The sequence below is a fragment of the Streptomyces sp. NPDC038200 genome, assembly GCF_055600785.1.
This window is the reverse complement of record NZ_JBVJYH010000026.1, coordinates 45557-72515: the sequence shown is the minus strand read 5'-3', so window position 1 is coordinate 72515 and position 26959 is coordinate 45557. Positions and strand designations below refer to the sequence as shown.

At 73.0% G+C, this 26959-nt stretch carries 25 protein-coding genes and 2 pseudogenes; 9 read left to right on the top strand and 18 right to left on the bottom strand.

The window, feature by feature from the left end:
* Positions 1–137: 137 nt before the first annotated feature.
* A pseudogene (locus tag ACZ7KF_RS36725) lies at positions 138–1058 on the bottom strand (LysR family transcriptional regulator); the annotation flags it as partial.
* A 182-nt stretch (positions 1059–1240) separates the two neighbouring features.
* On the opposite strand from ACZ7KF_RS36725, the gene snpA reads away from it, so the two are divergent.
* Complete coding sequence (snpA, locus tag ACZ7KF_RS36720; RefSeq protein ID WP_471085307.1) at positions 1241–1930, top strand: snapalysin; 690 nt, start codon at positions 1241–1243, stop codon at positions 1928–1930.
* A 173-nt stretch (positions 1931–2103) separates the two neighbouring features.
* On the opposite strand, the gene ACZ7KF_RS36715 is transcribed toward snpA, so the two are convergent.
* Genes ACZ7KF_RS36715 through ACZ7KF_RS36695 form a run of 5 tightly spaced genes read right to left on the bottom strand, consistent with a single transcriptional unit; the run spans position 2104 to position 7534 of the window.
* Positions 2104–2997 carry an STM4011 family radical SAM protein gene (locus ACZ7KF_RS36715; RefSeq protein ID WP_471085304.1) on the bottom strand — a complete coding sequence of 298 codons (894 nt, stop codon included), beginning with the start codon at positions 2995–2997 and terminating at the stop codon, positions 2104–2106.
* A gap of 7 nt (positions 2998–3004) precedes the next feature.
* On the bottom strand, positions 3005–4354 hold the full coding sequence (locus ACZ7KF_RS36710; RefSeq protein ID WP_471085302.1) for an STM4012 family radical SAM protein: 1350 nt from the start codon (positions 4352–4354) through the stop codon (positions 3005–3007).
* Positions 4351–5298 (bottom strand): STM4013/SEN3800 family hydrolase, encoded by a 948-nt coding sequence (locus ACZ7KF_RS36705; RefSeq protein WP_471085299.1) that lies wholly within the window; start codon positions 5296–5298, stop codon positions 4351–4353. Before ACZ7KF_RS36705 ends, ACZ7KF_RS36710 begins: the two co-directional genes overlap by 4 nt.
* Positions 5299–5344: 46 nt before the next feature.
* The gene (locus ACZ7KF_RS36700) at positions 5345–6577 is read right to left on the bottom strand and encodes an STM4014 family protein (protein ID WP_471085296.1); all 1233 of its coding nucleotides are present in this window, start codon (positions 6575–6577) and stop codon (positions 5345–5347) included.
* On the bottom strand, positions 6578–7534 hold the full coding sequence (locus ACZ7KF_RS36695) for an STM4015 family protein (protein WP_471085293.1): 957 nt from the start codon (positions 7532–7534) through the stop codon (positions 6578–6580). It lies immediately after the preceding gene.
* A gap of 167 nt (positions 7535–7701) precedes the next feature.
* On the opposite strand from ACZ7KF_RS36695, the gene ACZ7KF_RS36690 reads away from it, so the two are divergent.
* The 3 genes from ACZ7KF_RS36690 (at position 7702) to ACZ7KF_RS36680 (ending at position 11120) form a co-directional block, all read left to right on the top strand.
* Positions 7702–8028, top strand: a complete 327-nt coding sequence (locus ACZ7KF_RS36690) for a hypothetical protein (protein ID WP_471085290.1) — start codon at positions 7702–7704, stop codon at positions 8026–8028.
* Positions 8029–8126: 98 nt separating this feature from the next.
* The gene (locus tag ACZ7KF_RS36685; protein WP_471085432.1) at positions 8127–9152 is read left to right on the top strand and encodes a DUF6745 domain-containing protein; all 1026 of its coding nucleotides are present in this window, start codon (positions 8127–8129) and stop codon (positions 9150–9152) included.
* A gap of 447 nt (positions 9153–9599) precedes the next feature.
* Positions 9600–11120, top strand: coding sequence for an MFS transporter (locus ACZ7KF_RS36680; RefSeq protein WP_471085287.1), 1521 nt, complete (start codon positions 9600–9602; stop codon positions 11118–11120).
* A 166-nt stretch (positions 11121–11286) separates the two neighbouring features.
* Here ACZ7KF_RS36680 and ACZ7KF_RS36675 read toward each other — a convergent pair whose 3' ends face one another.
* Positions 11287–12447, bottom strand: coding sequence for a lactate 2-monooxygenase (locus ACZ7KF_RS36675; RefSeq protein WP_471085284.1), 1161 nt, complete (start codon positions 12445–12447; stop codon positions 11287–11289).
* A gap of 158 nt (positions 12448–12605) precedes the next feature.
* Positions 12606–13115 carry an HIT family protein gene (locus ACZ7KF_RS36670; RefSeq protein ID WP_471085281.1) on the bottom strand — a complete coding sequence of 170 codons (510 nt, stop codon included), beginning with the start codon at positions 13113–13115 and terminating at the stop codon, positions 12606–12608.
* Between the two features lie 157 nt (positions 13116–13272).
* Between ACZ7KF_RS36670 and ACZ7KF_RS36665 the strand changes: the two genes are divergently transcribed.
* Both ACZ7KF_RS36665 and ACZ7KF_RS36660 read left to right on the top strand, forming a co-directional pair.
* The gene (locus ACZ7KF_RS36665; protein ID WP_471085278.1) at positions 13273–13506 is read left to right on the top strand and encodes a hypothetical protein; all 234 of its coding nucleotides are present in this window, start codon (positions 13273–13275) and stop codon (positions 13504–13506) included.
* Positions 13507–13516: 10 nt separating this feature from the next.
* Positions 13517–13942: a pyridoxamine 5'-phosphate oxidase family protein gene (locus tag ACZ7KF_RS36660; protein ID WP_471085275.1), complete on the top strand. Its 426-nt coding sequence runs from the start codon at positions 13517–13519 to the stop codon at positions 13940–13942.
* A gap of 57 nt (positions 13943–13999) precedes the next feature.
* Here the strand turns inward: ACZ7KF_RS36660 and ACZ7KF_RS36655 are convergent, their stop codons facing one another.
* The 4 genes from ACZ7KF_RS36655 to ACZ7KF_RS36640 all read right to left on the bottom strand — a co-directional run bounded on the left by ACZ7KF_RS36655 (position 14000) and on the right by ACZ7KF_RS36640 (position 20161).
* On the bottom strand, positions 14000–14536 hold the full coding sequence (locus ACZ7KF_RS36655; protein ID WP_471085272.1) for a DUF2269 domain-containing protein: 537 nt from the start codon (positions 14534–14536) through the stop codon (positions 14000–14002).
* A gap of 93 nt (positions 14537–14629) precedes the next feature.
* On the bottom strand, positions 14630–16477 hold the full coding sequence (locus tag ACZ7KF_RS36650) for a glycoside hydrolase family 76 protein (RefSeq protein WP_471085269.1): 1848 nt from the start codon (positions 16475–16477) through the stop codon (positions 14630–14632).
* Between the two features lie 40 nt (positions 16478–16517).
* Positions 16518–18809: an AbfB domain-containing protein gene (locus ACZ7KF_RS36645; RefSeq protein ID WP_471085429.1), complete on the bottom strand. Its 2292-nt coding sequence runs from the start codon at positions 18807–18809 to the stop codon at positions 16518–16520.
* Positions 18810–18946: 137 nt separating this feature from the next.
* A complete protein-coding gene (locus tag ACZ7KF_RS36640) occupies positions 18947–20161 on the bottom strand; it encodes a S1 family peptidase (protein ID WP_471085267.1) in 1215 nt (404 codons plus the stop codon).
* Between the two features lie 380 nt (positions 20162–20541).
* Between ACZ7KF_RS36640 and ACZ7KF_RS36635 the strand changes: the two genes are divergently transcribed.
* Complete coding sequence (locus ACZ7KF_RS36635) at positions 20542–21474, top strand: LysR family transcriptional regulator (RefSeq protein ID WP_471085265.1); 933 nt, start codon at positions 20542–20544, stop codon at positions 21472–21474.
* Between the two features lie 142 nt (positions 21475–21616).
* On the opposite strand, the gene ACZ7KF_RS36630 is transcribed toward ACZ7KF_RS36635, so the two are convergent.
* The 6 genes and pseudogenes from ACZ7KF_RS36630 to ACZ7KF_RS36605 all read right to left on the bottom strand — a co-directional run bounded on the left by ACZ7KF_RS36630 (position 21617) and on the right by ACZ7KF_RS36605 (position 24522).
* A complete protein-coding gene (locus ACZ7KF_RS36630) occupies positions 21617–22165 on the bottom strand; it encodes an NIPSNAP family protein (RefSeq protein ID WP_471085262.1) in 549 nt (182 codons plus the stop codon).
* A complete protein-coding gene (locus ACZ7KF_RS36625; RefSeq protein ID WP_471085260.1) occupies positions 22162–22335 on the bottom strand; it encodes a hypothetical protein in 174 nt (57 codons plus the stop codon). Before ACZ7KF_RS36625 ends, ACZ7KF_RS36630 begins: the two co-directional genes overlap by 4 nt.
* A 105-nt stretch (positions 22336–22440) precedes the next feature.
* Positions 22441–23430 (bottom strand): aldo/keto reductase, encoded by a 990-nt coding sequence (locus tag ACZ7KF_RS36620; RefSeq protein WP_471085426.1) that lies wholly within the window; start codon positions 23428–23430, stop codon positions 22441–22443.
* Positions 23431–23549: 119 nt separating this feature from the next.
* Positions 23550–23726: pseudogene (locus tag ACZ7KF_RS36615) on the bottom strand (IMP dehydrogenase); the annotation flags it as partial.
* Between the two features lie 39 nt (positions 23727–23765).
* Positions 23766–24167 carry a (R)-mandelonitrile lyase gene (locus tag ACZ7KF_RS36610; protein WP_471085257.1) on the bottom strand — a complete coding sequence of 134 codons (402 nt, stop codon included), beginning with the start codon at positions 24165–24167 and terminating at the stop codon, positions 23766–23768.
* Positions 24168–24198: 31 nt separating this feature from the next.
* On the bottom strand, positions 24199–24522 hold the full coding sequence (locus tag ACZ7KF_RS36605) for a carboxymuconolactone decarboxylase family protein (RefSeq protein ID WP_471085254.1): 324 nt from the start codon (positions 24520–24522) through the stop codon (positions 24199–24201).
* Between the two features lie 224 nt (positions 24523–24746).
* On the opposite strand from ACZ7KF_RS36605, the gene ACZ7KF_RS36600 reads away from it, so the two are divergent.
* Positions 24747–25787 (top strand): helix-turn-helix transcriptional regulator, encoded by a 1041-nt coding sequence (locus ACZ7KF_RS36600; protein WP_471085251.1) that lies wholly within the window; start codon positions 24747–24749, stop codon positions 25785–25787.
* 82 nt (positions 25788–25869) lie between these two features.
* Entirely contained in the window at positions 25870–26799 is a 930-nt protein-coding gene (locus ACZ7KF_RS36595; RefSeq protein WP_471085248.1) for a helix-turn-helix transcriptional regulator, read from the top strand.
* Positions 26800–26959: the final 160 nt, after the last annotated feature.

Genomic DNA, 26959 nt, shown 5'->3' with positions numbered 1-26959 from the left:
GCTCCGTCCTCTGTTTTCGGCCCCGGTCCGGGGGCCAGGGCGTTCCGGAGCCGCTCCAGCTCGCTGTCGCACAGCGCCCGGGCCTCGCGGTGACCGTCCGGCGCGGTGTGCTCGCGTGGTCCCGCGGGCAGTCGCGCGCGGTCCAGCCACTCCCGGTAGGCCGGCGCGTCACGGGCCACCGCCCAGTAGGCCTCCTCCAACTCCGGGTAGGCGTCGTCCAGATCGGCCTCCGTACGGGCCGCCAGCAGCAGGCGCACGCCGATCGGGTCGCCCTCCAGGGGACGGATCGCGCAGTCGGGACGGGGATGGGCGGTCGGCTGGCTGACCGTGACCACCTCGCCGATGGCGGCCAGCGAGTACGCGGTGAGGTAGTCGCCGTGCAGGATCTCGGCATCCAAGCGCGCCGCACGCAGCACCCGGCACAGGGCGTCCCATTCACCGTCCACCGTGGAGTCGACCATCCACCGGTCCCCCGCCAGGTCGGCAAGGCTCACCTGCCGCCGTGACGCCGCCGGATGGTCCGCGGCGAGCGTGACGAACTGCGGTTCGCGCTCGACGAGCACACGCAGCCGGAGTCCGGCCGGAATGCGCAGGGGACTGCCCTCGACCTCGTGCACGAAGGCCATGTCGAGCCGGCCCGCGGCGACCATGCCCAGCAGGATGTTGGCCGACACGTTCATCTGCAACGTCGGTTCGATCCGCGGCACCCGGGCCCGCAGCAGACGCAGCCAGCCCGGGATCGCGCGACTCGCCGTGGCACCGATGCGCAGCTGGAACCCGCCCGCGGCACGGGCGGCGGCCGCCCTGGTCTCCGTCACGATCGCGGCGAACTCCGCCACCAGCGGCCTGGCCCTGCTCAGCACCGCCAGTCCCAGCGGGGTGGGCCGGCAGCCGGTCCGGGCGCGCACGAAGAGCTGGGCGCCCAGCGTGTTCTCGATGCGCCGCAGCTGGGTGCTCAACGAGGGCTGCGCCATACCGAGTTCCCGGGCCGCTTTGTGCAGACTGCCGGTGTCGGCGATGGCGCAGAGAACGCGCAGGTGCCTCACCTCCAGCTCCATGGAGGGAGCCTAGGGCGGGCCGCACCACGACACCAGATGTTCAAGTTCCAACGAATGCGGACGAGTCGGCCGCCGATAGCCCGGTGCTATCCCCGATTGCCATCATCCGCCGCCCCGTTGCTCTGTTCGACACTCACTGGCAACCGATCGTTCCACCCCACAGAACGAGTAGGAGCCCCCCCATGGCGTCGTTCCGCAAGAGCACCGGGTCGAAGAGCTCCAGGAGATTCCTGGCCCTCGCGCTCGGTCTCGGTCTGGCCTCCGCCGCGCTCGGCACCGCGAGCCCGGCGAGCGCCCAGGACACCGCCGAAGCCCCCGCCCACGCCCCCACCGTCGGCTACACCGGCGCAGCCGAGAGCGCCGGCAACAAGGCGTTCTACGACGCCGTCCTGAACGCGGTCGCGAAGAGGCAGGCCGCCCAGCCCTCCCTCAAGGTGGTGACCGTCTACTACAACGCCGGGCAGGCGCCGAGCTTCCGCTCCCAGATATCGAGCGCCGCCTCCATCTGGAACAGCTCCGTGTCCAACGTCAAGCTCCAGGCGACCTCGGGCTCGGGCGACTTCGCCTACTACGAGGGCAACGACTCGCGCGGGTCCTACGCCTCCACCGACGGCCACGGCCGCGGCTACATCTTCCTGGACTACGCGCAGAACCAGCAGTACGACTCGATCCGGGTCGCCGCCCACGAGACCGGCCATGTGCTGGGCCTGCCCGACCACTACAGCGGCCCGTGCAGCGAACTGATGTCCGGCGGCGGCCCCGGCACCTCCTGCACCAACCGGTACCCGAACTCCACGGAGCGCGCCCGGGTCAACCAGCTGTGGGCCAACGGCCTCGCCAAGGCGCTCGCCCGGGTCGGCGCGACGCGCTGACCCCGGCGCGAGGGGCCGGCTGACGCCTCTCCCCACAGCTCAGCCGTCCCGGCGGTGCGGACCGCGGCGCCGACCGCGGTCCGCACCGCTGCCTGTACGGCCGGCCTCGCCGCGCACGGGCGGCCGTACAGTGCGTCAGTACGGCGCCGGGAGCGGCGTACGGGTCGCTTCCGTCAGGGGCCGCCCGTCGCCCGTGCCCGCGCGGGCGGGCGCGGCGGTGCGTCGAGCCCCGCGGGGACGCGTTCCAGCACGCCGCCCGCGAAGACGTCGTACAGCGGCAGCGTTTCGAGGTGGACGTAGCCGATGTGGCAGTCGCACACGGCCAGCGGGCAGGGGCGCGGGCGGAGCGCCGCCCGGTAGGAGCCGTCGTAGAGGTTGCCCAGTTCGGTGCGGACGAAATGGCAGCGGCGGACGGTGCCCTCGCCGTCGACCGAGACGACCGACTCGCCGGTGCGGCACGGGAGTCCGGCACTGGCATGCGGACGGCGGCTGTACGGGAACAGCGGGTCCAGGTCCGTCCAGGCGGCGGCGTCCGCGTCGGTGTAGGTGTGGCCCTCGGCCGCGTTCACCCAGAGGTACACGTGGTCGGGCAGGTCGGCGCGCAGTCGGCGGGCCTGGTCCAGGTGGTCGGGCAGGCCGACGATGCCGACGCTGTGGCGGATGCCGCGCTCCGCGAGATCACGGCACTTGGTCAGGAAGCGGTCGTACGGGGTCTGCCCCGGATGGTACGTGCACCACAGGGCCATGGTGTCGGGGTCCGCCTCGCCCAGCCAGTCCGTGCGGCAGCTGAGGTTGGTCTGGATGGCGACGCGCCGTACGTGCGGCAGGTGTGACAGGTCCACCAGAGCCCGCCGGTACCAGGAGCGGACCAGCCCCTCGCCCCACGGCGTGAACAGGACCGACAGGCGGTCGCCGGTCTGGGCGGCGGCCCACGCGGTGAAGCGGTCCAGCGCCGCTCGGTCCGCGCGCAGCCGGGCCGTGCTGTCGCGCCGCTTCGCGAACGGGCAGTAGGGGCAGTCGTAGTCGCAGGAGGCGAGCGGGCCGCGGTAGAGGATGGTCAGGTCCATGCGCGGCCTACTTGCGTGCGTACGCGGCCATCGCGGCCCGTACGGCCGGGGAGAACAGCTCCGGGCCTATCGCGTCGGAGTGCGCCAGACCGTCCGCCGTCAGACGCAGCCGCCGCGGATCGCCTTCCGGCTCCAGCCAGCCGCGGTCGGCGAAGCGGCCCAGCTCGGGACCGAAGTCGTCGGCGGGTTCGCTGCCGAAGCGCGCCCGGTAGTCGGTGACGGTCAGGCCCTCCGCCTGGAGCAGCGACTGCACGAGATGGCGACGGCGGGCCTCGTCCGGTGTCATACGGCGGCCGTACTCCGCGTGGGCGAAGTCCGCGGCGGGACGGGCCACGTAGTCGTCGATGATGGCGCGGATCTCGTGCATGTCGACGGCGTAGTCGAAGGAGTAGTGCAGACCGGCGGTGTACGAGCGGGCGCCGCAGCCGAGGCCGATCATGCCGTCGGTCTGGCAGGCGTAGTCGTCCGCGCCCTGGGACGGGGCGTCCGCGCGGCGGAACATGCGCATCGAGTGCTGCGCATAGCCGTGCGCGAGGAGGTGGTCCCGTCCCAGGCGGTAGAGGCGCAGCCGTTGCTCGTCCCAGACCGGATCGGGGCCGGAGCGGCGGCGGTCGAGGCCGGTGAGGGGGCGGACGTACAGGGGGTAGAGGTACAGCTCCTCGGGGCGCCAGGCCAGGGCGGCGTCCAGGGAGCGCAGCCAGGTGTCGTCGGTCTGGCCGTCGATCCCGTAGATGAGGTCGATGTTGAGGACCGGGATGCCCGCGTCCCGGATCCGGGCGAGGGCGGCCTCCACGTCCTTGCGGCGTTGCGGACGTACGGCCGCGCGGGCCTCGGTGTCGTCGAAGCTCTGCACGCCGAGGCTGAGCCGGGTGGCGCCCCGTTCGGCGAGGACCGCCAGACGGTCGGCGGTGGCCGTCGCGGGCGAGGCCTCGACGGAGAGCGGAACGGCCCGCAGGTCGGCGCCCATCCGGTGCTCGGCTATGTCGCACAGTCGCTGGAGTTCGGCGGCGGTGAGGAAGGTGGGGGTGCCGCCGCCGAACGCGGCCGTCGCGAATCGGACGTCGTCCGTGTCACCGAGGGCCGCGCGGACGGTCGTCGCCTGACGCTCCAGGGCGTCGAGGTAGGCGGTGGTGAGGCCCTCGGGGGCGCCGATCCGGGTGAACAGGTTGCAGAACCCGCAGCGGACCTCGCAGAAGGGCACGTGCAGGTAGAGGGAGAGCGCGTCCTTCGGCTCCCGCGCCCACAGGTCGGCGAGCAGGGGGCGGTCGGTCAGCCGGCGGTAGGCGGTCTTGTGGGGGTAGGCGTAGACGTAGCTCTGGTACGGGCCGGCGTCGGTGGGCCGGAGGACGAGGGTCATCGGGCGGCCTCGGCGGGCGTGGGTTCCTGGTCCTGGGGGGAGGCCGTGGGTTGCCGGTCCCGCGCGGGCGCTGTGGGTTCCTGACTCTGCGCGGGGTTCTCGGGTTTCTGGTCCTGCGCGGGGGCCTTGGGTTCCCGGTCCTGCGCGGGGTCGAGGAAGAAGTGCGCATAGGGCACGGTCCACACGGATTCATGGCCGAGGCGGTGTCCGGTGTAGCCGCCGTCCCCGTAGGCGGTGCCGTGGTCGGAGCAGACGATGGCGAAGCAGCGGCGTCGGCTGCTCGCCGCGGCGAACAGCCGGCCGATGTGCCGGTCCACGTACTCCAGCGCGGCGGCGTGCGTCGCGCGGGTGTCGCCCGCCGCACGGGTGGCGCCGGGGAGGTGGAACCAGTTCGGCTGGTGCAGAGCAGACACGTTGACGAAGAGGAACAGGCGCTGGTCGGCGGGGAGCCGGCGCACGACGTGCTCGGCGCGCGTCACCTGTGCTTCGAAGGACGTGGGTGACGTGACGCCGAAGTCCGGCTCCCAGTGGGACTCCTGGAACAGTCCGGGCAGCACCGAGCCCAGCGGTCCCTGCTTGTTGAAGAAGCCCACTCCCCCGATGCACACCGTGTGGTAGCCGACCTGGGCGAGACCCGAGACGAAGTCCGGCGTGTCGTACACGAACGTGCCGTCGGCGGTGGTCTCGCTGCCCGCGAAGCGCGCGGCGAACAGACGCGGGTGCGGGCCGGGGGCCGCCGGTGTCGGCAGGAAGCCGGCGAAGACGGCCTGGTGGGAGGCGTAGGTGAAGCTGCCCGGGGCGTGCCGCTCCTCCCAGCGGCCGCCGGGGAGGTGGCGCGCCAGGTTGGGGAGGCGGCCCGCCGCCGCCAGCTCGGCCGCCACGTCGTGGCGCAGGGTGTCGAGGGTGACCAGGAGGAGGTCGTGGCTGCCGACGATCCGGTTCATGTCCGGTTGCCCGGCGCGGCCCGAGGGCGGCTGCGAAGGCGTCGGGTCAGGCGATCGCATGAGCGGTCCCCGTTTCGTTCTCGTGCGGGTGGTGCGGGAGTCGCGGGTGGTGCGACTGGTGCGACTGGTGCGGAAGATGGTGCGGATGCTCTGGTGGCGTGTACCGGGCGACGGCGGCCGCGACCTGCGCGGCGTAGGTGTCGAGGCCCTCGGCGCCGCTGCCGGGCAGACCGGTGAGCCGGGGCAGCAGGTCACCGAAGGCATTGACCTCGCCGACGGCCACCCGGCGCCACCCGGTCGCCGGCAGCAGGTCCACTCCGACGCACAGGGAGCGCGGGAAGCAGGCCGCGGCCTGCTCGCACACCCCCAGGAGGTCGGCCCAGCGGACGCCCGCCGTCTCCGCGGCGGCGCGGGCGGCGTCGAGGTCTCCCCGCCGGCCTCCCAGGTGGAGGTTGGTCAGCGGTGAGGCGCCGGTGCGTACGACGGCGTGCGTGGCCTTCCCGGCCACCACGACGATCCGCAGATCGGCGGGGCGCCCCCGCTGGGACGCCTTGGGCAGCCAGCGCTCCAGGTGCAGGCCGTCGGGGGCCAGGGTGTCGACGACGGCCGCGATCTGTCGTTCGTCGTCGTAGCGGCGGACCCGGAGCGAGTTGAACAGCCGGCCGTCCGGGGCGAGTTCGACCGAGGTGGTGGCCCGGATCCGGCCCCCGCCCGCCGACTCGATCGCGAGCACGCCGGACGCGGACGAGCCGTGCGCGAGCTTCACGAACAGGCGCGGCATCCGGTGTTCGCGCATCAGCGTGCGCACGTCGTCCCAGCCGCGCACGGGCGGCGCGTCCGTCCCGGAGGTGGGTGAGTACGGAACGGGCACGCCGGCGGTGGCCAGCACGGCGTGGCAACGGCGCTTGTCGAACAGGACGGCGAGTTCGTCCGGGTCGTCCAGGCGGATGCCGCCGCGCAGGCCGCGCAGCACGGACATCAGCGCGGTGTACCAGCGGGCCGAGCCCTCCACCCGGGTGGGGTCCTCGGCGCCCCGCAGCAGCCGGTCGACGTCCGCGTTCTCGCCCGGGGAGTCGAGCCGGACGAGTTCGTCGGCGGCGAACTCGGCTCCGCCGGTGCGCAGCACGTCCGCCCAGGCGAGCAGGCGCGGGGCGGGCAGGCCCGCGGCGCGCACCGCCTGGTCGAAGAGTGCCACCCGGCGGTTCTCGGGGTTGCCGACCACCGCGAAGCGCGCCGCGCCGCCCTGTCGCCCCCGGGCGGGTCCGGGTCGCGCTGTCACTCACTCACCCACGGACACGTAGCGCCACACGGTGCCGTCGTCGTCCCGGTCGTCACAGGCGTCGTCGCGGTCGAGGTTCAGCGCGACGCCCGCGGGCTCCAGGATCTGCCGGATGCGGTCCAGCAGGGGTTCGGTGATGTAGTGGTAGTGCAGGTCGAGCCGTTGCAGGTGGGTGAGGGGCTGGCCGCCGAGGAGGGCCGCCGCGCCGTCGTCGGTCAGGACGCCCATGGAGAGGTCCAGCGTCTCCAGACGGGCCACCACCGGAGCGGACGCGACGGCCGCGGCGACGGCGTCCTGCATCTCGCTGTTGCGCAGCGCGAGATGACGCAGGCGGGGCAGCCGGGCCCCGGACAGGATGGGCTCCAGGTCGGCGGCCTCGCTGTCACCGCCGTAGTCGGGCGTGCCGAGCCACAGGTCCAGGTGCTCCAGCGCGGGCAGGTCGCTGGCGCCGACTCCGCGCACGACCTCCACGGGCAGCCCGCCCGTCTCCATGGTCAGCCGGCGCAGCCCGGTGTGCCGCAGCGCGGGGAACTTCAGGCCCGATCCGCCGCGGACACCGAACTCCGCCAGGTCGGGGAAGCCGGCCAGGAGCGGAGTGACGTCCGTCTGGTTGATCCAGGAGATCTCGCACTCCTCCGACTCCATGTCGCCCAGGAATATCGCGCGCAGGGCGGGGAGACGGTCCCGGGCGGCCAGCAGCGCCTCGATGACGGTGGAGGGGTCGGTGTCGTACGCCTCCTGCCAGGCACCGACGATCAGCGCGCGCACCCGCGTGGTGTCGACCGCGTCCAGGAAGCGGGCGAAGGCGCTCTCCCACTGCTCTTCGGGCTCGTAGACGTCCGTGGCGATGCGCCAGGCGAACGCGTCCGGTTCTGGCAGGTCCTTCTGCCGGTCCGGGCCCGGGAACGTGTACACGGGCAGCCCGTGGAAGGCGTGCGGGGTGTCACCAAGGGTCATGCGGCTGCTCCCAGAGCTGGTTGATCGCGGGCTGATGTCCGCAGTTCTACCAACAGGCACTGACAACGCCGGACGGCGGGGCGGTTCCGGAGCCGCTGTCAGTGGCAGGCCCTAGCGTCGTCGTCATGGGAGCGGTGCGGTGTGCGCCGCCGCGGAGGGGAGTGTGCATGTACCGGCAGGGAGACGCCCTGCTCGTGCCCGTGGCCGACGAGGCGGTTCCGGCTCATGTGGCGGGCGCGCCGCGGGAGCGGAGGGACGGGCGGGGCCGGCTGGTCCTGGCCCTGGGCGAGGTCACGGGGCACGCGCATGCCGTCGTGGGACCGGGTGATCTGGTGCGGGAGCCGGGTCCGTTCGGGCCGATGCTGCTGCATCTGCCCAAGGGTGGCCGGGTCGTGCACGAGGAGCACGCGCCGATAGCGCTGCCCGCGGGGTGGTACCGGGTGGTGCGACAGCGGGAGTACGTACCCGGTTCCGTGCGGGTCGTGGCGGACTGAGAGCCGGGGAGCGACAGGTGACGCGGGTGGAGGCGCAGACGGTGGCGCGGGCGGAGGCACGGGTGGAGGCGCAGACGGTGGCGCGGGCGGAGGCACGGGTGGAGGCACGGGTGGAGGCGCGTCGGGAGGCCGGGTGGGACGTGGTCGAGGAGTGGCGCGCGTGGGCCGCCTCCACGGCGCCCGCCGACCGGGAGAGAGCGGAAGCGGGGATCCGCGCCGCCTACCGGCAGGCGGGGCTGCTCGCGCCGGAGCGCGTGGTGTGGGCGGGCTCTCCGTGCGAGGGGGTCACGGTGGTGCGGGCCTTGCCGGACAAGGGGCCGAGTGTGCGTGAGGCGGTGCGCAGCGCGCCGTGGGCCGAGGAGCGAAGGCGCCTGCACACGGAGTTGGGCGCGGCGGGATGGGCGGCGCGGTGGGCGGCCACCGGTGGGCGGCTGTGGGATCTCACGCAGGCGCTCGTCGACCGGATCCGGGCGGGTGTGCTGGACGAGCTGGGCGAGGACGCGGGGGTGAGGCTCGCGCTGCTGGACGCGGTCCTGGGGCAGCACGACGCGCCGTGGCTCGCGGCGTTCGACGGCCGGCAGGGCCCCCTGCACGGGCTGGCCGAGGTGTGCCGCAGCGCGGGCTGGTGGTGGCCGTTCGAGAAGGTGGCCGTCGTCTGCGAACGGCCCTCGGCGCTGCACCGGGACGAGGCGGGCCGGCTCGACCGCGGCGACGGTCCGGCACTCGCCTTCCCCGACGGGTTCGCGCTGTACGCGTGGCGGGGCATGCCGGTCCAGGCGTCCTTCGTGAGGGAGCTGGGCACGCTCACGCCGGACCGCATCCGGGCCGAGGAGAACGCCGAACTACGCCGGGTGATGCTGGAGTTCTACGGCTACGACCGCTATCTGGCCGACTCCGGCGCGCGCCCGGTGCACACGGACGAGACCGGCACGCTGTGGCGGATCGACCTCGACGGGGACGAGCCGGTGGTGATGGTGGAGGTGCTCAACTCCACGCCGGAGCCGGACGGTTCGCGCCGCACGTACTGGCTGCGGGTGCCGCCGACGACGCGGACGGCGCGGCAGGGGGTGGCCTGGACGTTCGGGCTGGACGCGTCCGTGTACGCGCCGCTGCGCGAGACCTGACCCGACCGCGTCCGTGCGGCGGTGTCCGGTCGCGGGCCGCCTGTCCCGGCCGGCACGCTCCTCGGCCGGCACGCTCCTCGGCCGGCCGCCGAGCGAGCCCGGATCGCAGCTCCGGGCAGGCCCCAGCGGCGTTCGTCGGTGTCCCCGGCCGATCCGGGCTCCGCCGTCGAGCGGTGCCCGGTGTCCCCGGCCGATCCGGGTTCCGCCGTCGAGCGGTGCAGGGCGGCCGTGGCGCTGTCCGGCAGGACCTTGTTCACCAGGCCCTGTGCCTTGGTCTTCAGGGACCGTGCGCATGTACGACGGCTCGGTCCCCCGGCACGGGATCCGTCCCGTACACCTCGGCCCGCCGTCCGGGCGGCTTCCGTAGCAGGCTGGGGTATGTGTGCCGGTGGGCGCCGGGGGAACCTGGTTCGCCCGGGTGCGGCTTCCTGGTGAGAGGAGTCCCAGGTGACAGCGTCGACGTCAGCGGCAGGCGGTCGGGAGCCGGGCGCTCAGGAGGAGGGCTACGAGCCGGACCCGAACCGGTGGCACGCCCTGTGGGTCACCTTGGTGGCCGGGTTCATGAGCTTGCTCGACGTCACGATCGTGGCGGTCGCCCTGCCCACCATCCAGCGCGACCTGCACGCGTCCCCCGCACAGGTGCAGTGGGTGGTCTCCGGATACGCGCTGACCTTCGCCCTGGCCCTCGTCACCGCCGGCCGCCTGGGCGACGCCCTGGACCGGCGCCGGATCTTCCTGCTGGCGCTCAGCGGCTTCGTGCTGTTCAGCGCGGCCTGCGGCGCGGCCCCGGACATCACGCTGCTGGTGGTGGCCCGCCTCGCCCAGGGGCTGGCGGCCGGCTTCATGGCTCCGCAGAACTCGGCGCTCATCCAGCAGATGTTCCGCGGCGCCGAGCGCGGCCGCGCCTTCGGGTTCTTCGGCGCCACCGTCGGGATCTCCTCCGCCGCGGGACCGATCACGGGCGGAGCCATCCTCGCCCTCGCCTCCGGCGAACAGGGCTGGCGGTGGATCTTCTACGTGAACGTCCCCATCGGCATCCTCGCCGTTCTCCTCGGCCGCCGCCTCCTGCCCCGCACACCGCGTTCCGAGCGGGGTGGCCAGGTGGACCTGCCCGGCGTCCTGTTGCTCGGCCTCGGCGTCCTCGCGCTCATGTATCCGCTGGTCCTGGCGGATTCCGGCGGCCTGAGCCGGGTGTGGTGGCTGTTCCCCGCCGGTGCCGCGATCCTCGCCGTCTTCGTGCAGTGGCAGCGTCGGCTCCTCGCCCGGGGCGGCCAGCCGCTGCTCGACCCGCGTCTGTTCAGCACCGTGCGCGGCTATGCCGTCGGTGCCGGCATCGGCACGCTGTACTTCATCGGCTTCAGCGGCGTCTGGCTGGTCTTCGCCCTCTTCTACCAGCGGGGCCTCGACTTCTCCCCGCTCCGGTCCGGCCTCGCCGTGACCCCGTTCGCGCTCGGCTCGGCGAGCGCGGCCGTGCTCTCGGGCCGGCTGGTGGACCGGTACGGGCGGGTGCTCACCGTGTGCGGCCTCACGGGCGTGATCGTCGGCCTGGGCGGCGCCGCGCTGCTGCTCCGCTTCGCGCCCCTGCACCTCGCTCCCTGGATCGCCGCCCCGGTGCTGTTCCTCGGTGGCGTCGGCAGCGGCTTCGTGGTCTCCCCCAACATCACCATGACCCTGCGCGATGTGCCCGTGCGCATGGCGGGCGCGGCGGGCGGCGCCCTGCAGACCGGGCAGCGGCTGGGCGCGGCGTTGGGGACCGCTGCCCTGCCCGGCCTGTTCTACCTGGTGCTCGGCCGGAGCCACGACTATCGCGGTGCTCTCGTCACCGCCCTGAGCGCCGCCCTCGTCGGCATGGCGGCGTCCCTGGCACTCGCGACGTTCGACTGGCGTCGCGACCGGCGGACCAGCCGACCGCACCGGAAGTGCCCGGACGAGGTCGCCAACGACCCCATGCACGCCCGGCAGACCTGACCGGCCCGGGACGCCGGGGTCCCGGGACGCCCAGCCGTGCCGACCCGACCGGCCCGGGACGCCGGGCCGTGGCTCGGCACGCTGTCCCGGGCCGTGGCCGGAAGGGCCCGTCGGGTCTCCGTGCGGCTTCACGCCGAGGGGCACGGGGCGTGCGGACCGTCCTGTGTCAGCCGACGCGCCGGAGGGCGTCCGGCGTGAGGTCCGCCAGGGTGGGATAGCCGTCGACGGCCATGAGCAGGTCGGCTTCGGCGAGCAGGGACCGCAGGACGTGGACGATGCCGTCGGTGCCGTCGAGCGCCAGGCCGTAGGCGTAGGGGCGGCCGACACCGACGGCGGTCGCTCCCAGGGCGAGGGCCTTGACGATGTCGGCGCCGGACCGGACGCCGGAGTCGAACAGCACGGGGAGGTCCCCGGCGGCCTCGGCCACGTCGGGCAGGCAGTGCAGCGCGGGCAGTCCGCCGTTGGCCTGCCGGCCACCGTGGTTGGAGCAGTAGATGCCGTCCACGCCCGCGTCCCGCGCACGGCGGGCGTCGTCGGGGTGGCAGATGCCCTTCAGGATCAGCGGCAGGTCGGTGATCGACCGCAGCCAGGGCAGGTCGTCCCAGGTGAGGGGGTTTCCGAAGATCGTTGCCCAGTGCATCACCACGGCGGCCGGATCGTCCTCGGGGGACTTGGCGAGACGGGAGCGGAAGACCGGGTCGCTGGTGTAGTTGGCCAGACAGTGCCCACGCAGCTGGGGGAAGTTGCTGACGGCCAGGTCGCGGGGGCGCCAGCCGGTGATCCAGGTGTCGAGGGTGACCACGATGCCCTTGAAGCCTGCGGCCTCGGCCCGGTGCACGAGGCTTTCGGCCAGCTCCCGGTCGGTGGGCGTGTACAGCTGGAAGAAGCCGGGGGTGTCACCGAACTCGGCGGCCACCTGTTCCATCGGGTCGACGGTCAGGGTGGAGGCGATCATCGGTACGCCGGTGCGGGCGGCGGCGCGGGCGGTGGCCAGGTCGCCGTGGCCGTCCTGGGCGCACAGCCCGATCACACCGACCGGCGCCATGAACACCGGGGACGGCAGGCGCATGCCGAACAGGTCGACCGACAGGTCCCGCTGACGGGCGCCGACCAGCATGCGCGGGACGAGGCCCCACTGCTCGAAGGCGGTGGCGTTGGCGCGCTGGGTGTACTCGTCCCCGGCACCGCCGGCGACGTAGGACCGGACGGACGGGGGCAGCGCGGCCTGGGCCCGCGGCTCCAGCTCGGCGTAGTTCATCGGCAGCCGCGGTACCACGCCGTGCAGTCCGTTGAAGTAGATCTCGTTCTGGTAATCGGCGAACGTCATGATCCCGTCCTCATGCCTCGGGCCCGTCGCGTGCGGGCGTGCTGGCCCCTACGGTGCAAGACCGGGCATCCGCACCACGCGGGAACGCAGGATTCTCGCCATGGGGCCGAGGGAAATGCGGGAAATCGCGCAACCGCTGAGCGAGGACGACCTCGCGCTCATTCATGCGCTGCGGCTGCGCCCCGGAGCGTGCTCCCGCCGCGCAGCCGGTCCAGTTCGGCGCCGATCTCCCGCCGCAGCCCGGCGTGCTCGGGGCCGAGCCGGTACCGCTCGTCGCTCCACCGGTCCGGCGGATACAGCCACACGGGCTTGCCCACCAGCTCGGGCGGCTCCCACTCGAACCGCGGAAAGACATGGGCGTGCAGGAACGGGTCCGTGTTCCCGAGGATCTCCAGGTTGACCCGGCGGAAGGCGGAGTCCAGGCGCCGGCAGGCCCGCTCGACCGCCTCTCCGAGTCTGTCCATGTCGGACAGGAACGCCAGCCGCTTTCCCTTCGGCAGGTCGGAGAGGCGCTGCACACCGGGTTCGTCCGCCAGGAGCACCGAGTAGCCCGGCAGGAACTGTACGTCCCCGACCACCGCGAACCCCGCTTCGAGCCGTCGCAGCACCATCGGGTTCTCGCCCCGCAGTGCGGCCCCGATCCGATCCGTCCGCCAGTCATCAACCATGGCCCTAACCTAACCACTCGTCACCACCACCCCGTTGTCGGCCCCGCGTACTTCGGCGGCCATCAGGGTGGCCCCGGGACGTGTCGAGCGGTCTGCGCGCGCACGGTTGGCCATGCTGGCCCGGAGCGGCACCCTCAGCGGCGACAAGGAGCACTGCATGCCGAAGGACCCGGTCGAACGATTCCTGACGGCGCTGGACCCCGACCACCGGGAGACCGTCGGCGCGCAGCCGCGCGAGGAACAGGAACGGCTCGCGGCGGCGTGGGAGCGGGAGCTGGAGGCGGACGACGAGCTGGACACCCTCGACGAGCTGTCCCCGCCGGCCGCGGAGGCCGAGGCGGCCCGCCGCGTCCTGGAGGGCCGAACCGAGCAGGACCGCAACAGGCGCTAGGGTCGGCCGGGTGACACTCTCCACTCGAGAACGTGAGCTGTTTCTGGCGGAGCCTCACATCGGCGCCCTGTCCGTCGTCGAGCGACCGGACCGCGCTCCGCTCACCGTGCCCATCTGGTATCAGTACACGCCGGGTGGCGAGCTGTGGGTGCGTACCGGGCCCGATTCCAGAAAGGCACGGGCCATCCGGTCGGCGGGGCGCTTCAGCCTGATGGTGCAGCGCACGGAACCCAGCGTGCGCTACGTGTGGGTGGAGGGACCGGTCACCAGGACGGTCCCGGACAGCCACGAACGGTCGCGGGAGATGGCCGCGCGGTACCTGCCGGAGGAGAAGGTCGCGGCCTTCGTGGAGTACGACCGCACCCGGCTCGGTGAGCACGTCGTCATCTGCATGCGGCCCGAACGCTGGGTCTCCGCCGACCTGGGCGCCTTCTGAGCCTGAGGGGGTGGGGAGACGGTCGGACCGGTGCGGGGTGCCGCGGACCGGGCCCGCTCAGCGGGCTCCGGCCGCAGGCCCGGCCGGCGCCGGTGTGCGGGCCGCGGCCCGGTGGTTCCTGCCGCGCCGGGTGAGACCCCAGGGTTTGAGGACCGAGATCGCCGTCATGAAGACGTAGGCGCACAGCGACACGACGGGGCCGGGCAGGAGGTCGCGGAGGCCGGGCGCGGGTCCGCCCGCGGCCACTGCGGCGATCGCGGAGTTCACCCCCGGTCGCAGCGCGAACGCCGTGGCGGCGGTCGCGGCCAGGGTCAGCCAGAACTTCGTCCAGACCCAGCGGTGCCGGGCCAGGCCCCACTGCGTGCCCACGGACAGCGGTACGCCGCTCAGCAGGGTGAGGAACGCGAAGGGCAGCAGCAGCCAGTCCGCGAAGAGCTTCATCGCTCGCACGGACGCCTCGGCGGTCAGCGCCGATCCGGTCGTGGTGGCGGTGACCGCCAGGGCGAGCAACCCGAGCGTGAGTCCGAGCCAGCTCGCGGAGACGGCGACGTGGACGACGAGAAAGGCCCGGCGTGCGGGTCGGGTCAGCTTCATGGGCACCACGGTGCCGGAGCGGATCGGCGGGGGCGTCCGGTGGCGGGAGTAACCCGGTGTACTCGCCGGGGCGTACGCGCCACGCCGGACCGGTCAGCCGTCCGCGGCCGTCAGTGCCTCCAGGGCACTGGCCTGGGTGCGCCAGTCCCTCTGGTCGGGTGTGGTGCCCGCCCAGCGCTCGCCGAGGCGGTTGAGGGCGTCCCGGTCGGTGCTCCAGACCGCGTCGGCCTGCTTGCCGAGCCAGGCGCGGTACACGGCGGATCCGGTGGCGTCCGCGAGGTCGGCGAGGTGCCGTACGAAGATCCCCTTGAACTGCTTCTGGTTGTCGTCGCAGGTGTTCGCTCCCGTGTCGCAGGATTCGGTCAGTACGCCGTCCCGGGTCAGTTCCGGCGCGGTGATCGCGGCGTCGGCCAGCCGCCTGGCGGTGTCCAGGTAGTGGGTCTCGCGTGTGGAGCGCCACATCTCGGTGAAGGCGCCGATGGCCAGGCCCTGGTTGTAACTCCACACGGTCTGGCCGTTGTTGCCGCAGCCTGCGGTCAGCCCGTCGTTGACCAGCCCCCGGGCATTGATCAACCCGCTGTCCAGGTACCACGTGGCGGCCGTCTCGGCCCGCGCGCCCCACACGGTGTCACCGCTGATCCGCTGGTGCAGCGAGGCCGTCAGCCACACGTACAGTCCGTTGGTCACGGCGTTCTTGTACGTGCGCTCCCGGTCCCACCACACGCCGCCGCCGCAGCTGCCCGGGTCCCAGAACTGCCGCACGTAGTCGGTGATGGTGACGGCCGCGTCGAGGTACCGCCGCTCGTGCGTGTGGTCGTACGCGGTCAGCCAGGCCACCGCCCACCAGGCCGCGTCGTCGACGGCCCGGCTGATGAAATGCCCCTCGACGGGGTCGGAACTGCGGGTTCCGGCCGGGAAGACACCGTCGTTCCGGTCGAAGGTGCGGGCGATCACCCAGTCGTAGTCGTGCCGTCCGGTGCGCTCGGCGAAACCGACGAGCGCGGTGAGCGCGGCGGCGGAGTTCCACCAACTGCCCTGCCACCAGCCCTCGTAGGTGTGGTACGACGCCATGAGCGCGTCGGCCGCGGCGCGCGCCCGGGTCGGCGCGGGTCTGGCCCAGGCGGTGCAGGCGCCTTCCTGGTGGGCGGCCTCGCGGCCGCAGGCGCGCACGGCTCCGCCGAACATCAGGCCGCGGGGGTCCCGGGTGGCGAACAGGGCGGTGCGGGTGGTGGTCGCTCCGGACGGCACCGCGGTACGGCCGAGGGACGAGCCGTCGGGCCAGGTCACGCCCTCGTCCCAGGAGCGGTCGAGCCAGATCTCGTCGCCCGTGCCGCCGTGCTCGACGACGCCCCACGCCGTGCCGTTCCGCTGGTCGACGTGGAGACTGATCGAGCGGCCGAAGAGGGTGGCCGAGGGGACCGGGCGGTCGTCGCCCGCGGCGCCGGCGGGGTCGGCGCCGTCGCAGGCCGTTCCGTCGCACACCGCGGGGTGGACCCAGTCGGTGCAGGTGACGCCGGCGGCGTCGCCGCAGGCGCGGATCCAGCCGCGCCGGCGCCCCACCGGGTCGGTGATGTTGTACATGAGCGTCCGGGTGCCGGTCCAGGTGCCGGGAATGCTCGCCTTGCCCAGCAGCGGCTCCCAGGTGGCGCCCCGGTCCCAGGAGCGGTCCAGCCAGACCGAGTCACCGGACACACCGTTGTCGATGCTGCCCCAGGCCATGTCGTCCGGGTCCGAGACGTGCAGGCGCAGGACACGGCCGTGGGGGTGCCGGTCCGGCACCGGGAAGGTCTCCTGCCGTGCCTGAGAGGGGTCGAGAGTGTCGCATGCCAGCGCGCAGACCCGCGCCGCGGCCCGGGAAGGCGTGGGCAGAGCGACCAGCCCGGCCAGGGCGACGGCCAGGGCCAGCAGGCCGCCGAGCATGCGGTGTCCGCGCACCGGCATGACGTGCTCTCCTCTCCGTCGGAGGGTTCGGGAGCGGTCGTCAGGGCGCCCACGGGGCCTCGACGGCCCAGGTGGTGTCCTCGGTGAAGGTGCTCGGGTTGTCCCAGGTGTGGGGGCCGCCCCGCTGCGCCAGCCAGAGTTCGGCGTCGATGTGCCGCAGGTACTGGCCGGGGAAGCCGGCCGCCGACAGCCTGATGCCGCCGTTGCCCTGCACCGGACACCATGTCGCGTCGGCCCGGTACAGCGCGGAGTCGTCGCCGGCCTCGCGACGGACGCGGAATTCGCGGTGGCGCAGGTATTCGCCGGGGTAGTTGCGCGACTCGAAGGAGTAGCAGAGCTTGTTGGCCAGGCCCGGCCGCACCTTCCAGGTGGCGTCCTGCTTCAGCAGGACGCTGCTGTTCGAACCGACCGCCTCGGTGTAGCCGAGACCGTCGTAGTGGCGGATGTAGCGGTCGGTGTAGCCGGGTGTCGTGACGCGGATCGAGACGTACTGCTCCAGCGGCAGCTTCACCGGCGGGCCGATGGTGCGAGAGGCGGCGATGAGCGCCTGGTTGGCCGCGCGGACACGGGACGCGTCGACCTTGACGACCTGGCGGTCGTAGGTGATCAGCCCGTTGGTCTCGTTCTCGACGTCGGTGATCTGTGTGTAGACGGAGGCCGAGAGGCCGCCGGCGGGCATGGCGTTCTCCCGGATGCCGTCGAGCAGCCCCACGAGCCGGTCGTCGAGCGCGGACAGGCTCGGCTGGTCCTCGTAGCTGAACCCGCCACCGGGGTACCACTCGTGACCGGAGACCCGGTAGCCGAGGCCGCCGTACTCCCCCAGCACCGAGGCGCGCCCCGACTCCGTCGGTGTGTTGCCCGGCCCGACGTAGTTGTGGTTGTCGACCACGTCGCCGTTGCCGCCGTCCTCGGCGCCGCAGCAGTTGACGCCGCTCATGTTGTCGACCAGGCGCGAGGGGTCGTACGCCTTGACCATGTCCGCGATGCGTGCCTGGTCGTACTGGCCCCAGCCCTCGTTCTGGTCGACCCACTGGACGAGCGCGGGCGAGCTGCGGTGCTGGTCGATGACGGCGCGGTACTCGCTCTCCCACTGGGTGCGGGAGGCGCCGGCCGGTGACGTGCCGCTGTCCATGGACGGCATGTCCTGCCACACCAGCAGCCCGAGCCGGTCCGCCCAGTAGAACCAGCGCTGGGGTTCGACCTTGATGTGTTTGCGGACCATGTTGAAGCCGAGGTCCTTGTGTTTCTGAAGGTCCGACCTCAGGGCGTCGTCGGTGGGGGCGGTGTAGATGCCGTCCGGCCAGAATCCCTGGTCGAGGGTGCCGGTCTGGAAGACGAACCGGCCGTTGAGGACCGGTCGGCGGACGCCGTTCACGTCCTTCACCGCGATCGAGCGCATGCCGGTGTAGCTGCCGACCCGGTCGCCGCCCGGGCTGTCGGTCAGCTGGGCGGTGACGTCGTAGAGGAACGGATCGTCGGGCGACCACGGGCGGGCGTTCGGCACCGGTACGGCGAACTCGGTCCCGACCGTGCCGGTGCCGCTGCCGGCCGTGGTGCCGCCGGTGGAGACGGTGACCTTCACCGCCGCGCCGTCGGCTCCGCTGCCGCGCACGGTCACGTGCAGGGTGCCGTCCTCCAGGCGCGGGACCATGTCGAGCCGGGTGATGTGTGCCGCGGCGGTCGGCTCCAGCCAGACGGTCTGCCAGATGCCGGAGGAGGCGGTGTAGACGATGCTCCGGCCCGCGTGCGGGGTGACGTCCTGGACGCGCTGCTTTCCGATGGCCTGGCCGCCGGACTCCGTCGGGTCGTACACGGACACGACGACGGTGTTGGTGCCGCCGTTCAGCAGGGGCGTGATGTCGTACGAGAAGCCGTCGTAGCCGCCGCGGTGCACGGCACCCGCCTGCCGGCCGTTGACCCGGACGGTCGTCTCCCAGTCCGAGGCGCCGAAGTTGAGCCGGACGCGCCGGTCGCTCCAGTCGGCGGGCACGGTGAAGGTGCGCCGGTACCAGAGCCTGTCGTTTTCGGTGATCTTGCGCTGGATGCCGGAGAGCGCCGACTCCGGCGCGAACGGCACTCGGATCTGCTCGCCGAACGTCGTCGGCTGCGCGGCGTCGCGGGAGGTGACCGCGAAGTCCCAGATGCCGTTGAGATTGGCCCAGTCGGGCCGGGTGAGCTGCGGGCGGGGGTACTCCGGCAGGGGGTGGTCCACGGAGACCTGGTTCGTCCACGGCGTCGACATCGGTGCGGGTCGGGGCGTCCAGGCCCCTGCGGCCCGCGAGGGGGACGCGCCCGCCGCGAGGAGGGTGGTGACGGCCAGCGTCGCCACCACGACGGCGGTCACGAGGTGTCGTAAGGCCTGTCTCGGCACGGTGTCTGCTCCCTGATCGGTGCGGCGTCGCGGGCGGGGGCCCGCCGCTGTGCGCACGGACCCCCTGTGCGACCACGTGTGGTCGGTACGCGTGCGGGTCAGCCGGTGTAGGTGTGCAGGGTCAGGCCGTACCGGTTGAGGATCTCGTTGACCGGCTGGAACCAGGTCTCGCCGCCGCTGGAGCAGTTGCCCCAGCCGCCGGAGGTGACGCCCTGCGCCTGGTCGCCGGTGATGAAGGAGCCGCCCGAGTCGCCGGGTTCGGCACAGGCACTGGTCTTGGTCAGCTGGTGCACCGCGCCCTGGCTGTAGTTGACGGTCTCGTTCGTCGCGAGCACCGTGCCGCAGTGCCAGTGCGATGTCGATCCCGAGCGGCAGACGGAGGAGCCGACGGGCGCCACGGCCGAGCCGCGCACGAGCTGGTCGGACACCGTGCCCCAGCCCAGTACGACCGGCACGGTCCACCAGCCGCTGCCCACGCTGACCCAGGCGTAGTCGTTGTCCGGGAACGAGGAGCCCTGGAAGGTGCCGATGTAGGAGCCGTCCCAGCCGCTGACACCGGCGCCCGGCTGTCCGCAGTGCCCGGCGGTGACGAACCCGCCGTACACCGAGAAGCCTATGGAGCAGCGGGCGTTGCCCGTGTAGTAGGGGTCGCCGCCCACTGTTCCCGCGGCGAAGGTCCGCGGGGCGGCGGAGACGGTCCTGACGGTGACGGGTCCCGCCGCGCGGGCCTGCGCCACGAAGTGCTGGACATCGTTGTCAGAGCGGTTGCTCCGCACGACGTCCACGACGACCGCGCCGGCCGCGGGGTCCACGTGCCAGCCGCTCACTCCCGAGGGGGCGGACAGCCGGTCGAGGCGCGTCTTGACGGCGTCCAGTTGCCGGGCGCTGTGCGCGACCGTGCGGACCCCGGCGCCTGCCGCCTCGATCGTCCCGCGTACGGCCGTCGAGGCAGCAGGGGTGAGCGCCACCGTCAGGCGCCCCTTCGCGGCGTCGAACCAGGAGCCGGCGTAGGCGTTCCCGGCCGCCCGGCGCACCTTCGGAGCGAGCGTCGCGGCGGTCCGCTCCGCCGCGATCCGTGCCTCGGCCTGTTTCCGGGTCAGGCCGAGATCGTGCTGCATGGCGCTCACGATCCCGTCGGCGGCGGGCTTGCCGGCCGTGGCGGTCGCGGGCGCGGTGACGCCTGCGGTCGTGGTCGCTCCGACGGCTCCTTCGGCGGAGCCGGTCGCCGCCGCGGGGATCGCTCCTGCGGCGCTCGATCCGCCGAGGACCAAGAGCGTGGCCACCGCGGCATGCACAATTCTTCTGCGTCTCATGGGACGTGCCCTTCGTCGTTCCAGTTGTGGGGTGGAACAGCCGATTTCTGAGAGCGCTCTCTGGCGTGGCGGGGCAGAGCCTAGCCCTTCGGAAGCGTCAGGTCCATGCCAATGCGTCGAGTCTTGCCGAGGCGGCCCGGACAGCCGTCGTGGGCCGCGCCGGTGACGCGCCGGTGAGCGCGGCCGGTGCGCAGGACGGCTTCGGCCGGGGTCGGCCGGGGTCCGCACGGGTGGGCCGGCGCTGCGACGAGGACGCACCCGAGTCCCTGGGCCGGCGCCCGGGACGGGAGCGCCGCGAGAAGCGTTCACTCCCGCGGCGCCGGACATCCCCCATCCATGAATCCTCCGGAAGTCCGGCAAGGCTAGTATGCGCAATCATCATGGACTTCACGGATGTGTCACTGACCGCGCTGCGCGTCTTCCGTGCCGTGGCCGAACAGGGAACCTTCACCGCGGCCGCCACCTCCCTCGGCTACACCCAGTCGGCGGTGTCCCGGCAGATCGCCGCGATCGAACGGGCGGCAGGCTCGGAGTTGCTGGAGCGGCGGCGCGACGGAGTGCGGCTCACACCGGCGGGCCGCGTCGTCATGCGCCGCGCGACGATCGTGCTGGACGAGATCGAGGCGACCGCCCGGGAGCTGTCGGGCCTGCCCGGGCAGGCCGGAACGGTCCGCCTGGGCTGGTTCCCGAGCGCCGGCGCCGTCCTCGTGCCCCGCGCCCTGGCCGCGCTGCGCCACACGGACCCCGGCCTGCACGTCGTCGGCCGGGAGGGCACCACCCCGGCGCTGGTGCGCGCGCTGCGGGCCGGCAGCCTCGACCTGGCCCTGCTCGCGTCGGCGCCGCCGTTCCGTCCGCCGGACACCGAGTCGCCCCCGCTCGCGCTGCGGACACTCACCGAACGCGCACTGTGTCTGGCGGTGCCCGCCGCCCACCCGCTGGCCCGCGGCGACTTCGTGGACGTGGCCGACCTTCGCGGGCAGCGCTGGATCGCGGGCTCCTCCTCGGGCGAGGACCGGCTGATGGGGGTGTGGCCGGGCCTGGACGAGCGGCCCGAGATCGCCCACACCGCCCGCGACTGGCTGGCCAAGCTCCACCTCGTCGCCGCCGGCTGCGGGCTGACCACCGTGCCCGCCGCGCTCGCCTCGGCCGCGCCGCCGGGCGTCCGTGTCCTCCCGGTCCGCGGCGGGCCGCAGGAACAGCGGCGTCTGCTGCTGGCCCGGCTCCCCCATCCGCCGACCCAGCCGGTCACCCGCGTGGCAGCGGCCCTGCGTGCCGCGGCCCTCGACATCGACGCGTCGGCTCCGCCGACGTGACGACGGAGCCGCGCGGTGCGCCGGACACAGCCCCCTCGCCCCTGCCGCGGAGGCACACGCCGTCCACCGGACGCAACCCCTTGGTGACGGCGACGGAGGAACACGCCCGCCGGACGCCGTTTCTGAGGGGGTGAACGCGTGGCTAGTCCCTCACGGGTGCCAGCCGTAGCCGCCGGATCGGCCAGGGGGGTGGCTCGGCCGGGCCGAACCAGACCCGGACGTCCTCCCCGGTGCGGACGGGCAATCGGGGAAAGTCGTTCTCGGCGTGCTCGGTGCGGTGCACCGCATGGGCCGGGCCCAGGTGCCGGTCGGCGTACGCGGCGAAGGCGGCCTCGTCCGGCGGCCGGCAGATCGTCGCGGTCACCTCGCGGGTGCCTGGCTCCGCCGCGAAGCCCGGGCCCCGCAGCAGCAGGACGTCATCGCTGTCGACCATGGTGGCGTTGGCCGCGTCGCGGTGCTTCCGCCAGACCGGGCCGGTGTAGAACGCCTCCAGTGCGCGCCGGCGGTGCGCCATGTCGGGGAAGGCGCGAAGCCAGACGAATCGGTCCGGGTCGTCCAGGTCCCGGAACCGTCCGCCGACGGTGATGCCGACCGTCTGCTGACCGGTCACGAACTCCCGCTCGAACAGCTCGATCAGCGTCTCCCGGCCGCCCGGATGCAGGGTGTACTGCCGGAATTCGACGATCCTCATGCGCCCACCCGCCCGGTGCGGGTGAGGTCCATGATCCAGTTGAGTTCCCCTGTGCGGCCGCCGTCGGCGGAGAACTCCTGCTGCCAGCGGGCGCTGTCCGGGCCGAGGGGCGCGTCGAGACGGCGGTTGGCCACGTCCCAGGAGCCGTGCAGGAAGGCGAAGTCGTCCATGCGCCGCAGGCTAGGGGCACTCCACTGACACCCACTGTCAGTGTGGGGCGGCCGCGTCGTTCTCGGCGACGCGGTGCCTGGTCGGGCGGCTGCCTCGTCGCCGTGCTACCAGGCGTACGCCTCGGGGGCCTCGCCTCCGGGGCCCGGCCAGATCGCGTCGAGTTCCCGGAGGGTTTCGGGCGACAAGGACAGGTGCGGGGCTCGCAGCGATTCGTTCAGCTGCTCGGGGGTGCGCGGTCCGACGATGGTGGTGGCGACCGCCGGGTTGTGCAGCAGCCACGCGAGGGCGACGTCAGCGGGGCGCTCGCCGAGGTCCGCGCACAGGGCTTCGTAGCGTTCGAGCTGCGGCCGGTACTGCTCGACGGTGGCCAGGAAGTCGGGGGACGAGCGCCGGCCGCTGTCGGCCTGGTGCAGGGCGCCGCCGAGCAGGCCGCCGCCCAGCGGGCTCCACGGGATCAGGCCGATGCCGTAGTGGCGCAGGGCGGGGATCAGTTCAAGTTCGACGGTGCGGGCGTTGAGGTTGTACAGGCTCTGCTCGGAGACGAGCCCCAGGAAGTGCCGCCTGCTCGCTTCCTGCTGCGCGGTGGCGATGTGCCAGCCGGCGAAGTTGCTGCTGCCGACGTAGGTGACCTTGCCCTCGCGGACGAGTTGCTCCATGGCCTGCCAGATCTCGTCCCACGGCGTGGAGCGGTCGATGTGGTGCATCTGGTACAGGTCGATGTGGTCGGTCTGCAGCCGTCGGAGGCTGGCCTCGGCGGCCCTGCGGATCTTGTAGGCCGACACGTACTTGTCATTCGGGCCGGTGCCCATGGGCTGGTAGAGCTTGGTCGCCAGCACGATGCGGTCGCGTCGGCCGCCGCCCTGGGCCAGCCAGCGGCCGATGATCTCCTCGGAGAGCCCGTAGCCCTGCTCCATGTCGGGTGACTGCGGTCCGCCGTACACATCGGCGGTGTCGATGAAGTTGATGCCTTCCTCGACTGCCCGGTCGAGGAGGGCGAAGCTGGTGGGTTCGTCGGTGACCCAGCCGAAGTTCATGGTTCCCAGGCCGAGCTTGCCGACCTTCAGACCGGTCCGGCCGAGATGGTGGTACGTCATCGCCATGGGTGGTTCGTCCAATCCGGTAGGGCAGTACGCCGGGTATCTGCAGGAAGGCGACGCACGGCGGTCGCACCGGGCCGCGGCGTGCCATGCCGGGAACCAGTGCACCCACCGGCTCAGGGCTTGAGGAGGGCCTTGATGGCGCGCCGTTCGTCCATGGCCTGGTAGGCGTCGGCGACCTGGTCGAGCGGCAGGGTGAGGTCGAAGACCTTGCCCGGGTCGATGGGGCCGGAGAGCACGCGGTCGATCAGGTCGGGCAGAAACTCACGGACGGGGGCGGGGTCTCCGCGCATGACGGTGCTCCTCACGGGTTGTCTCGGCCGAGCCTGGTTTCAGCGGCGGGTGCTGGTGCGCGGGCCGCCGTACTCGTCGTCACCGACGTGTTCGAGCCAGGCGACCTCGTCGGTCTCCCACAGCGCGATGTGCGTCATGAAGTGGTCCGGGGCGGCGCCGTGCCAGTGCTCCTCGCCCGGCGGCGTCCAGATCACGTCGCCCGGGTGGGCTTCGAGGATCTCGCCGCCGCGGGACTGGATCAGGGCGATGCCCTCGACGATGTAGAGGGTCTGCCCCAGGCCGTGGGAGTGCCAGGCGGTCCGGGCGCCGGGCGCGAAGCGCACCGCGTTCGCGCGGGCGCGGGAGGGTTCCTCACCGCGGTGGATCACATCGGCCCACGCGTCGCCGGTGAACCACCGAGCGGGCAGCTTCGTCGTCGGCTGCTTGTTCAGCAATTCCATGGGGTGGTGCTCCTTGCCGTGGATCGCCTGGTCAGGCGGTGGCCTGCTCGTCGGCTATCTGCTTGAGCAGGGTGATCGCGGTCATGGCGTTCGGCCATCCGGCGTAGAACGCGAGATGCGTGATCGCCTCGGACAGCTCTTCCACACTCAGCTCGTTCTTCAGCGCCACGCGCAGGTGGTGGCCGAGCTGCTCGCCGCGGTAGAGCGCGGCCAGCACGCTCACGGTGACCAGGCTGCGATCCCGCGGGGAGAGGCCGGGCCGCTCCCAGACGTCACCGAAGAGGACCTCATCGGTGACCTCGACAAGCTTGGGCGCGATACCGGCCAGCTCCTCGGGTGCGGACTGCTTCGCCACAGGGCGACTCCTTCGCTCGCGAACGTGGGGGAACCGGGCACTTCCCCTCCGTGGTGGGGTGCCCGCGCCGGCGGCCCGGAGCCTCTCGTCCGGGGTGTCCGCCAGCAGCCGCAGCAGCGGCCACTACCGAGGTAACCGCAGGTCACGCGCGTGGGGAAGGTACGGCCGTTCCAGGTACCGACAGAACCCCCCTCGTCCGCGCCGCCCCCCTTAGCCTGGAGAACGTGAGTACGGAGAGCGACATCCGCGAGTTCCTGGCCTCCCGCCGCGCCAAGATCACCCCGCAGCAGGCCGGGCTGCCCGCCTACGGCGGCAACCGGCGCGTGCCCGGGCTGCGCCGCGAGGAAGCCGCGATGCTCGCCGGCGTCAGCGTCGACTACTACGTCCGCCTGGAGCGCGGCCACCTCGCCGGAGCCTCCGAGGAAGTCCTCGACGCCGTCGCGAGCGCCCTGCAGCTCGACGAGGCCGAGCGCGCTCACCTCTACGACCTCGCCCGTGCCGTCGCCAGACGCCCCGCCCGCCGTACCAGACGCGTCCGCGGCCCGCTCCCGGACAGTGTCCTGCGCGTCCTGGACTCCATGACGGACTCCCCGGCCTTCATCCGCAACGGCCGCCTCGACATCCTCGCCGTCAACCGTCTCGGCCGCGCCCTGTACTCTCCGCTGTTCACCGAGGACGCCCCGCGCCCGGTCAACATCGCCCGCTTCCAGTTCCTGAACCCGCGCGGCCGGGACTTCTTCCCCGACTGGGAGCAGTCCGTGAACACGACCGTGGCCCTGCTGCGCACCGAGGCCGGACGAGCGCCCGGCGACAGCGACTTGACCGGGCTGATCGGCGAGCTCGTCACCCGCAGCGAGGAGTTCCGCACCGCGTGGGCCAAGCACAACGTGCGCCTGCACCACTCCGGTCGCAAAGCCTTCCGGCACCCGGTCGTCGGCGAGATCACCCTCGACTTCGACGCCATGGAACTGCCCGCACAGCCCGGCCTGACCCTGACCGCCTACAGCGCCGCCCCGCACACACCGGCCCACGACGCGCTGCAACTGCTGGCCGCCTGGGCCGCCACCGTGGACGCCTCCGCAACCGCGGACCCCCGGGCAGGTGGCCCCGGTCTGGCTGATCGGGCCACGCCCCAGGAGCGCGGCCTCCGCGGACGGCCCGGGGGAGAAAGCAACGCGTCAGCGCACTCGGCCAACCCCCCGATCGGCCAACCACCGGCCGGCGACACGGCGGACCGCGAAGCGTCACCACTTCCGGACCAGTGAGGATGCCAGGGCACCCGGCCACCTGACGATCGACGTCACGGGGCACTCCACTGACGTCCCCTGCCAGGGGATACTGGGCGCCATGCGCGCAAGCCGACTGGTCAGCCTGCTTCTGCTGCTCCAGAACCGGGGCCGGATGACGGCCCGGCAGCTGGCCGGGGAACTGGAGGTCTCCGTCCGGACGGTCTACCGGGACGTCGAGGCGCTCGCCGCGGCCGGTGTCCCGCTGTACGGCGACGCGGGACACGCAGGCGGCTACCGGCTGGTCGACGGCTACCGGACCCGTCTCACGGGACTGACCCCGGACGAGGCCCAGGCCGCGTTCCTCGCCGCGCTGCCCGGCACCGCCGCCGAACTCGGCCTGGGCGAGGCGCTCGCGACCGCCCAGCTCAAGTTGCGCGCCGCTCTTCCGGCGGAGCTGCGCGAGAGCGCCGGGCGGATCCAGGAACGCTTCCTGCTCGACGCCCCCGGCTGGTACGGCGACGCCGACCGTACGCCGCACCTGGCCGCGGTCGCCGCCGCGGTGTGGGAGTCGCGGGCGGTGGTGCTGCGGTACCGGCGATGGCGGGCACCCGAGGAGATCGAGCGGCGGATCGAGCCGTACGGGCTCGTGCTCAAGGCCGGCCGCTGGTACCTGGTCGCGGGCGGCCCGTCGGGAATCCGCACCTACCGGGTCGACCAGATCCTCGGACTCCGGTTTCTCCAGGAGGAGTTCGAGGTCCCGGACGGGTTCGACCTGGCCGCGCAGTGGCACGGCTCTCTGGCCGATTTCCGGGCCCGGCTGCACACCGGCGAGGCTCTGGTACGGCTCACCCCGGAGGGCGCCCGCCGTCTCGGTGTGACACCCGCGGGTGACGGATGGACGGAGACCCGGGTGCCCATCGAATCGATCGACCACGCCCACGGAGAGTTCCTGCGGCTGGGCGGCGATGTCGAGGTCATGGCGCCGGCCGAACTCCGCGACCGCATCGCCGAGACGGTACGCACCCTGGCGGCCCGCTACGAGGGGTGACCGGGGGCGGGCTCCGTCGCACCGGGTGCCGGCCGGCCCGGAAGGCAACGAAGCCTGTGTCGGAGCCGCCGGCGGGACCGGCCAGGCTCCCGCTCCGCGGTGGCGGCCACGCCCGGCCGCCGGACCGGCCTGCCCCACCCACACGGGCGGGAGGGCAGGC

What these genes read in the sequence shown, in the direction of transcription:
- ACZ7KF_RS36640 (WP_471085267.1), bottom strand. Translation starts at nt 20,161, where the DNA reads ATGAGACGCAGAAGAATTGTGCATGCCGCGGTGGCCACGCTCTTGGTC.
- ACZ7KF_RS36655 (WP_471085272.1), bottom strand. Translation starts at nt 14,536, where the DNA reads ATGAAGCTGACCCGACCCGCACGCCGGGCCTTTCTCGTCGTCCACGTC.
- ACZ7KF_RS36715 (WP_471085304.1), bottom strand. Translation starts at nt 2,997, where the DNA reads ATGGACCTGACCATCCTCTACCGCGGCCCGCTCGCCTCCTGCGACTAC.
- ACZ7KF_RS36690 (WP_471085290.1), top strand. Translation starts at nt 7,702, where the DNA reads ATGTACCGGCAGGGAGACGCCCTGCTCGTGCCCGTGGCCGACGAGGCG.
- ACZ7KF_RS36710 (WP_471085302.1), bottom strand. Translation starts at nt 4,354, where the DNA reads ATGACCCTCGTCCTCCGGCCCACCGACGCCGGCCCGTACCAGAGCTAC.
- ACZ7KF_RS36635 (WP_471085265.1), top strand. Translation starts at nt 20,542, where the DNA reads ATGGACTTCACGGATGTGTCACTGACCGCGCTGCGCGTCTTCCGTGCC.
- snpA (WP_471085307.1), top strand. Translation starts at nt 1,241, where the DNA reads ATGGCGTCGTTCCGCAAGAGCACCGGGTCGAAGAGCTCCAGGAGATTC.
- ACZ7KF_RS36665 (WP_471085278.1), top strand. Translation starts at nt 13,273, where the DNA reads ATGCCGAAGGACCCGGTCGAACGATTCCTGACGGCGCTGGACCCCGAC.
- ACZ7KF_RS36705 (WP_471085299.1), bottom strand. Translation starts at nt 5,298, where the DNA reads ATGAACCGGATCGTCGGCAGCCACGACCTCCTCCTGGTCACCCTCGAC.
- ACZ7KF_RS36630 (WP_471085262.1), bottom strand. Translation starts at nt 22,165, where the DNA reads ATGAGGATCGTCGAATTCCGGCAGTACACCCTGCATCCGGGCGGCCGG.
- ACZ7KF_RS36650 (WP_471085269.1), bottom strand. Translation starts at nt 16,477, where the DNA reads ATGCCGGTGCGCGGACACCGCATGCTCGGCGGCCTGCTGGCCCTGGCC.
- ACZ7KF_RS36620 (WP_471085426.1), bottom strand. Translation starts at nt 23,430, where the DNA reads ATGACGTACCACCATCTCGGCCGGACCGGTCTGAAGGTCGGCAAGCTC.
- ACZ7KF_RS36670 (WP_471085281.1), bottom strand. Translation starts at nt 13,115, where the DNA reads ATGGTTGATGACTGGCGGACGGATCGGATCGGGGCCGCACTGCGGGGC.
- ACZ7KF_RS36675 (WP_471085284.1), bottom strand. Translation starts at nt 12,447, where the DNA reads ATGACGTTCGCCGATTACCAGAACGAGATCTACTTCAACGGACTGCAC.
- ACZ7KF_RS36610 (WP_471085257.1), bottom strand. Translation starts at nt 24,167, where the DNA reads ATGGAATTGCTGAACAAGCAGCCGACGACGAAGCTGCCCGCTCGGTGG.
- ACZ7KF_RS36625 (WP_471085260.1), bottom strand. Translation starts at nt 22,335, where the DNA reads ATGGACGACTTCGCCTTCCTGCACGGCTCCTGGGACGTGGCCAACCGC.
- ACZ7KF_RS36695 (WP_471085293.1), bottom strand. Translation starts at nt 7,534, where the DNA reads ATGACCCTTGGTGACACCCCGCACGCCTTCCACGGGCTGCCCGTGTAC.
- ACZ7KF_RS36595 (WP_471085248.1), top strand. Translation starts at nt 25,870, where the DNA reads ATGCGCGCAAGCCGACTGGTCAGCCTGCTTCTGCTGCTCCAGAACCGG.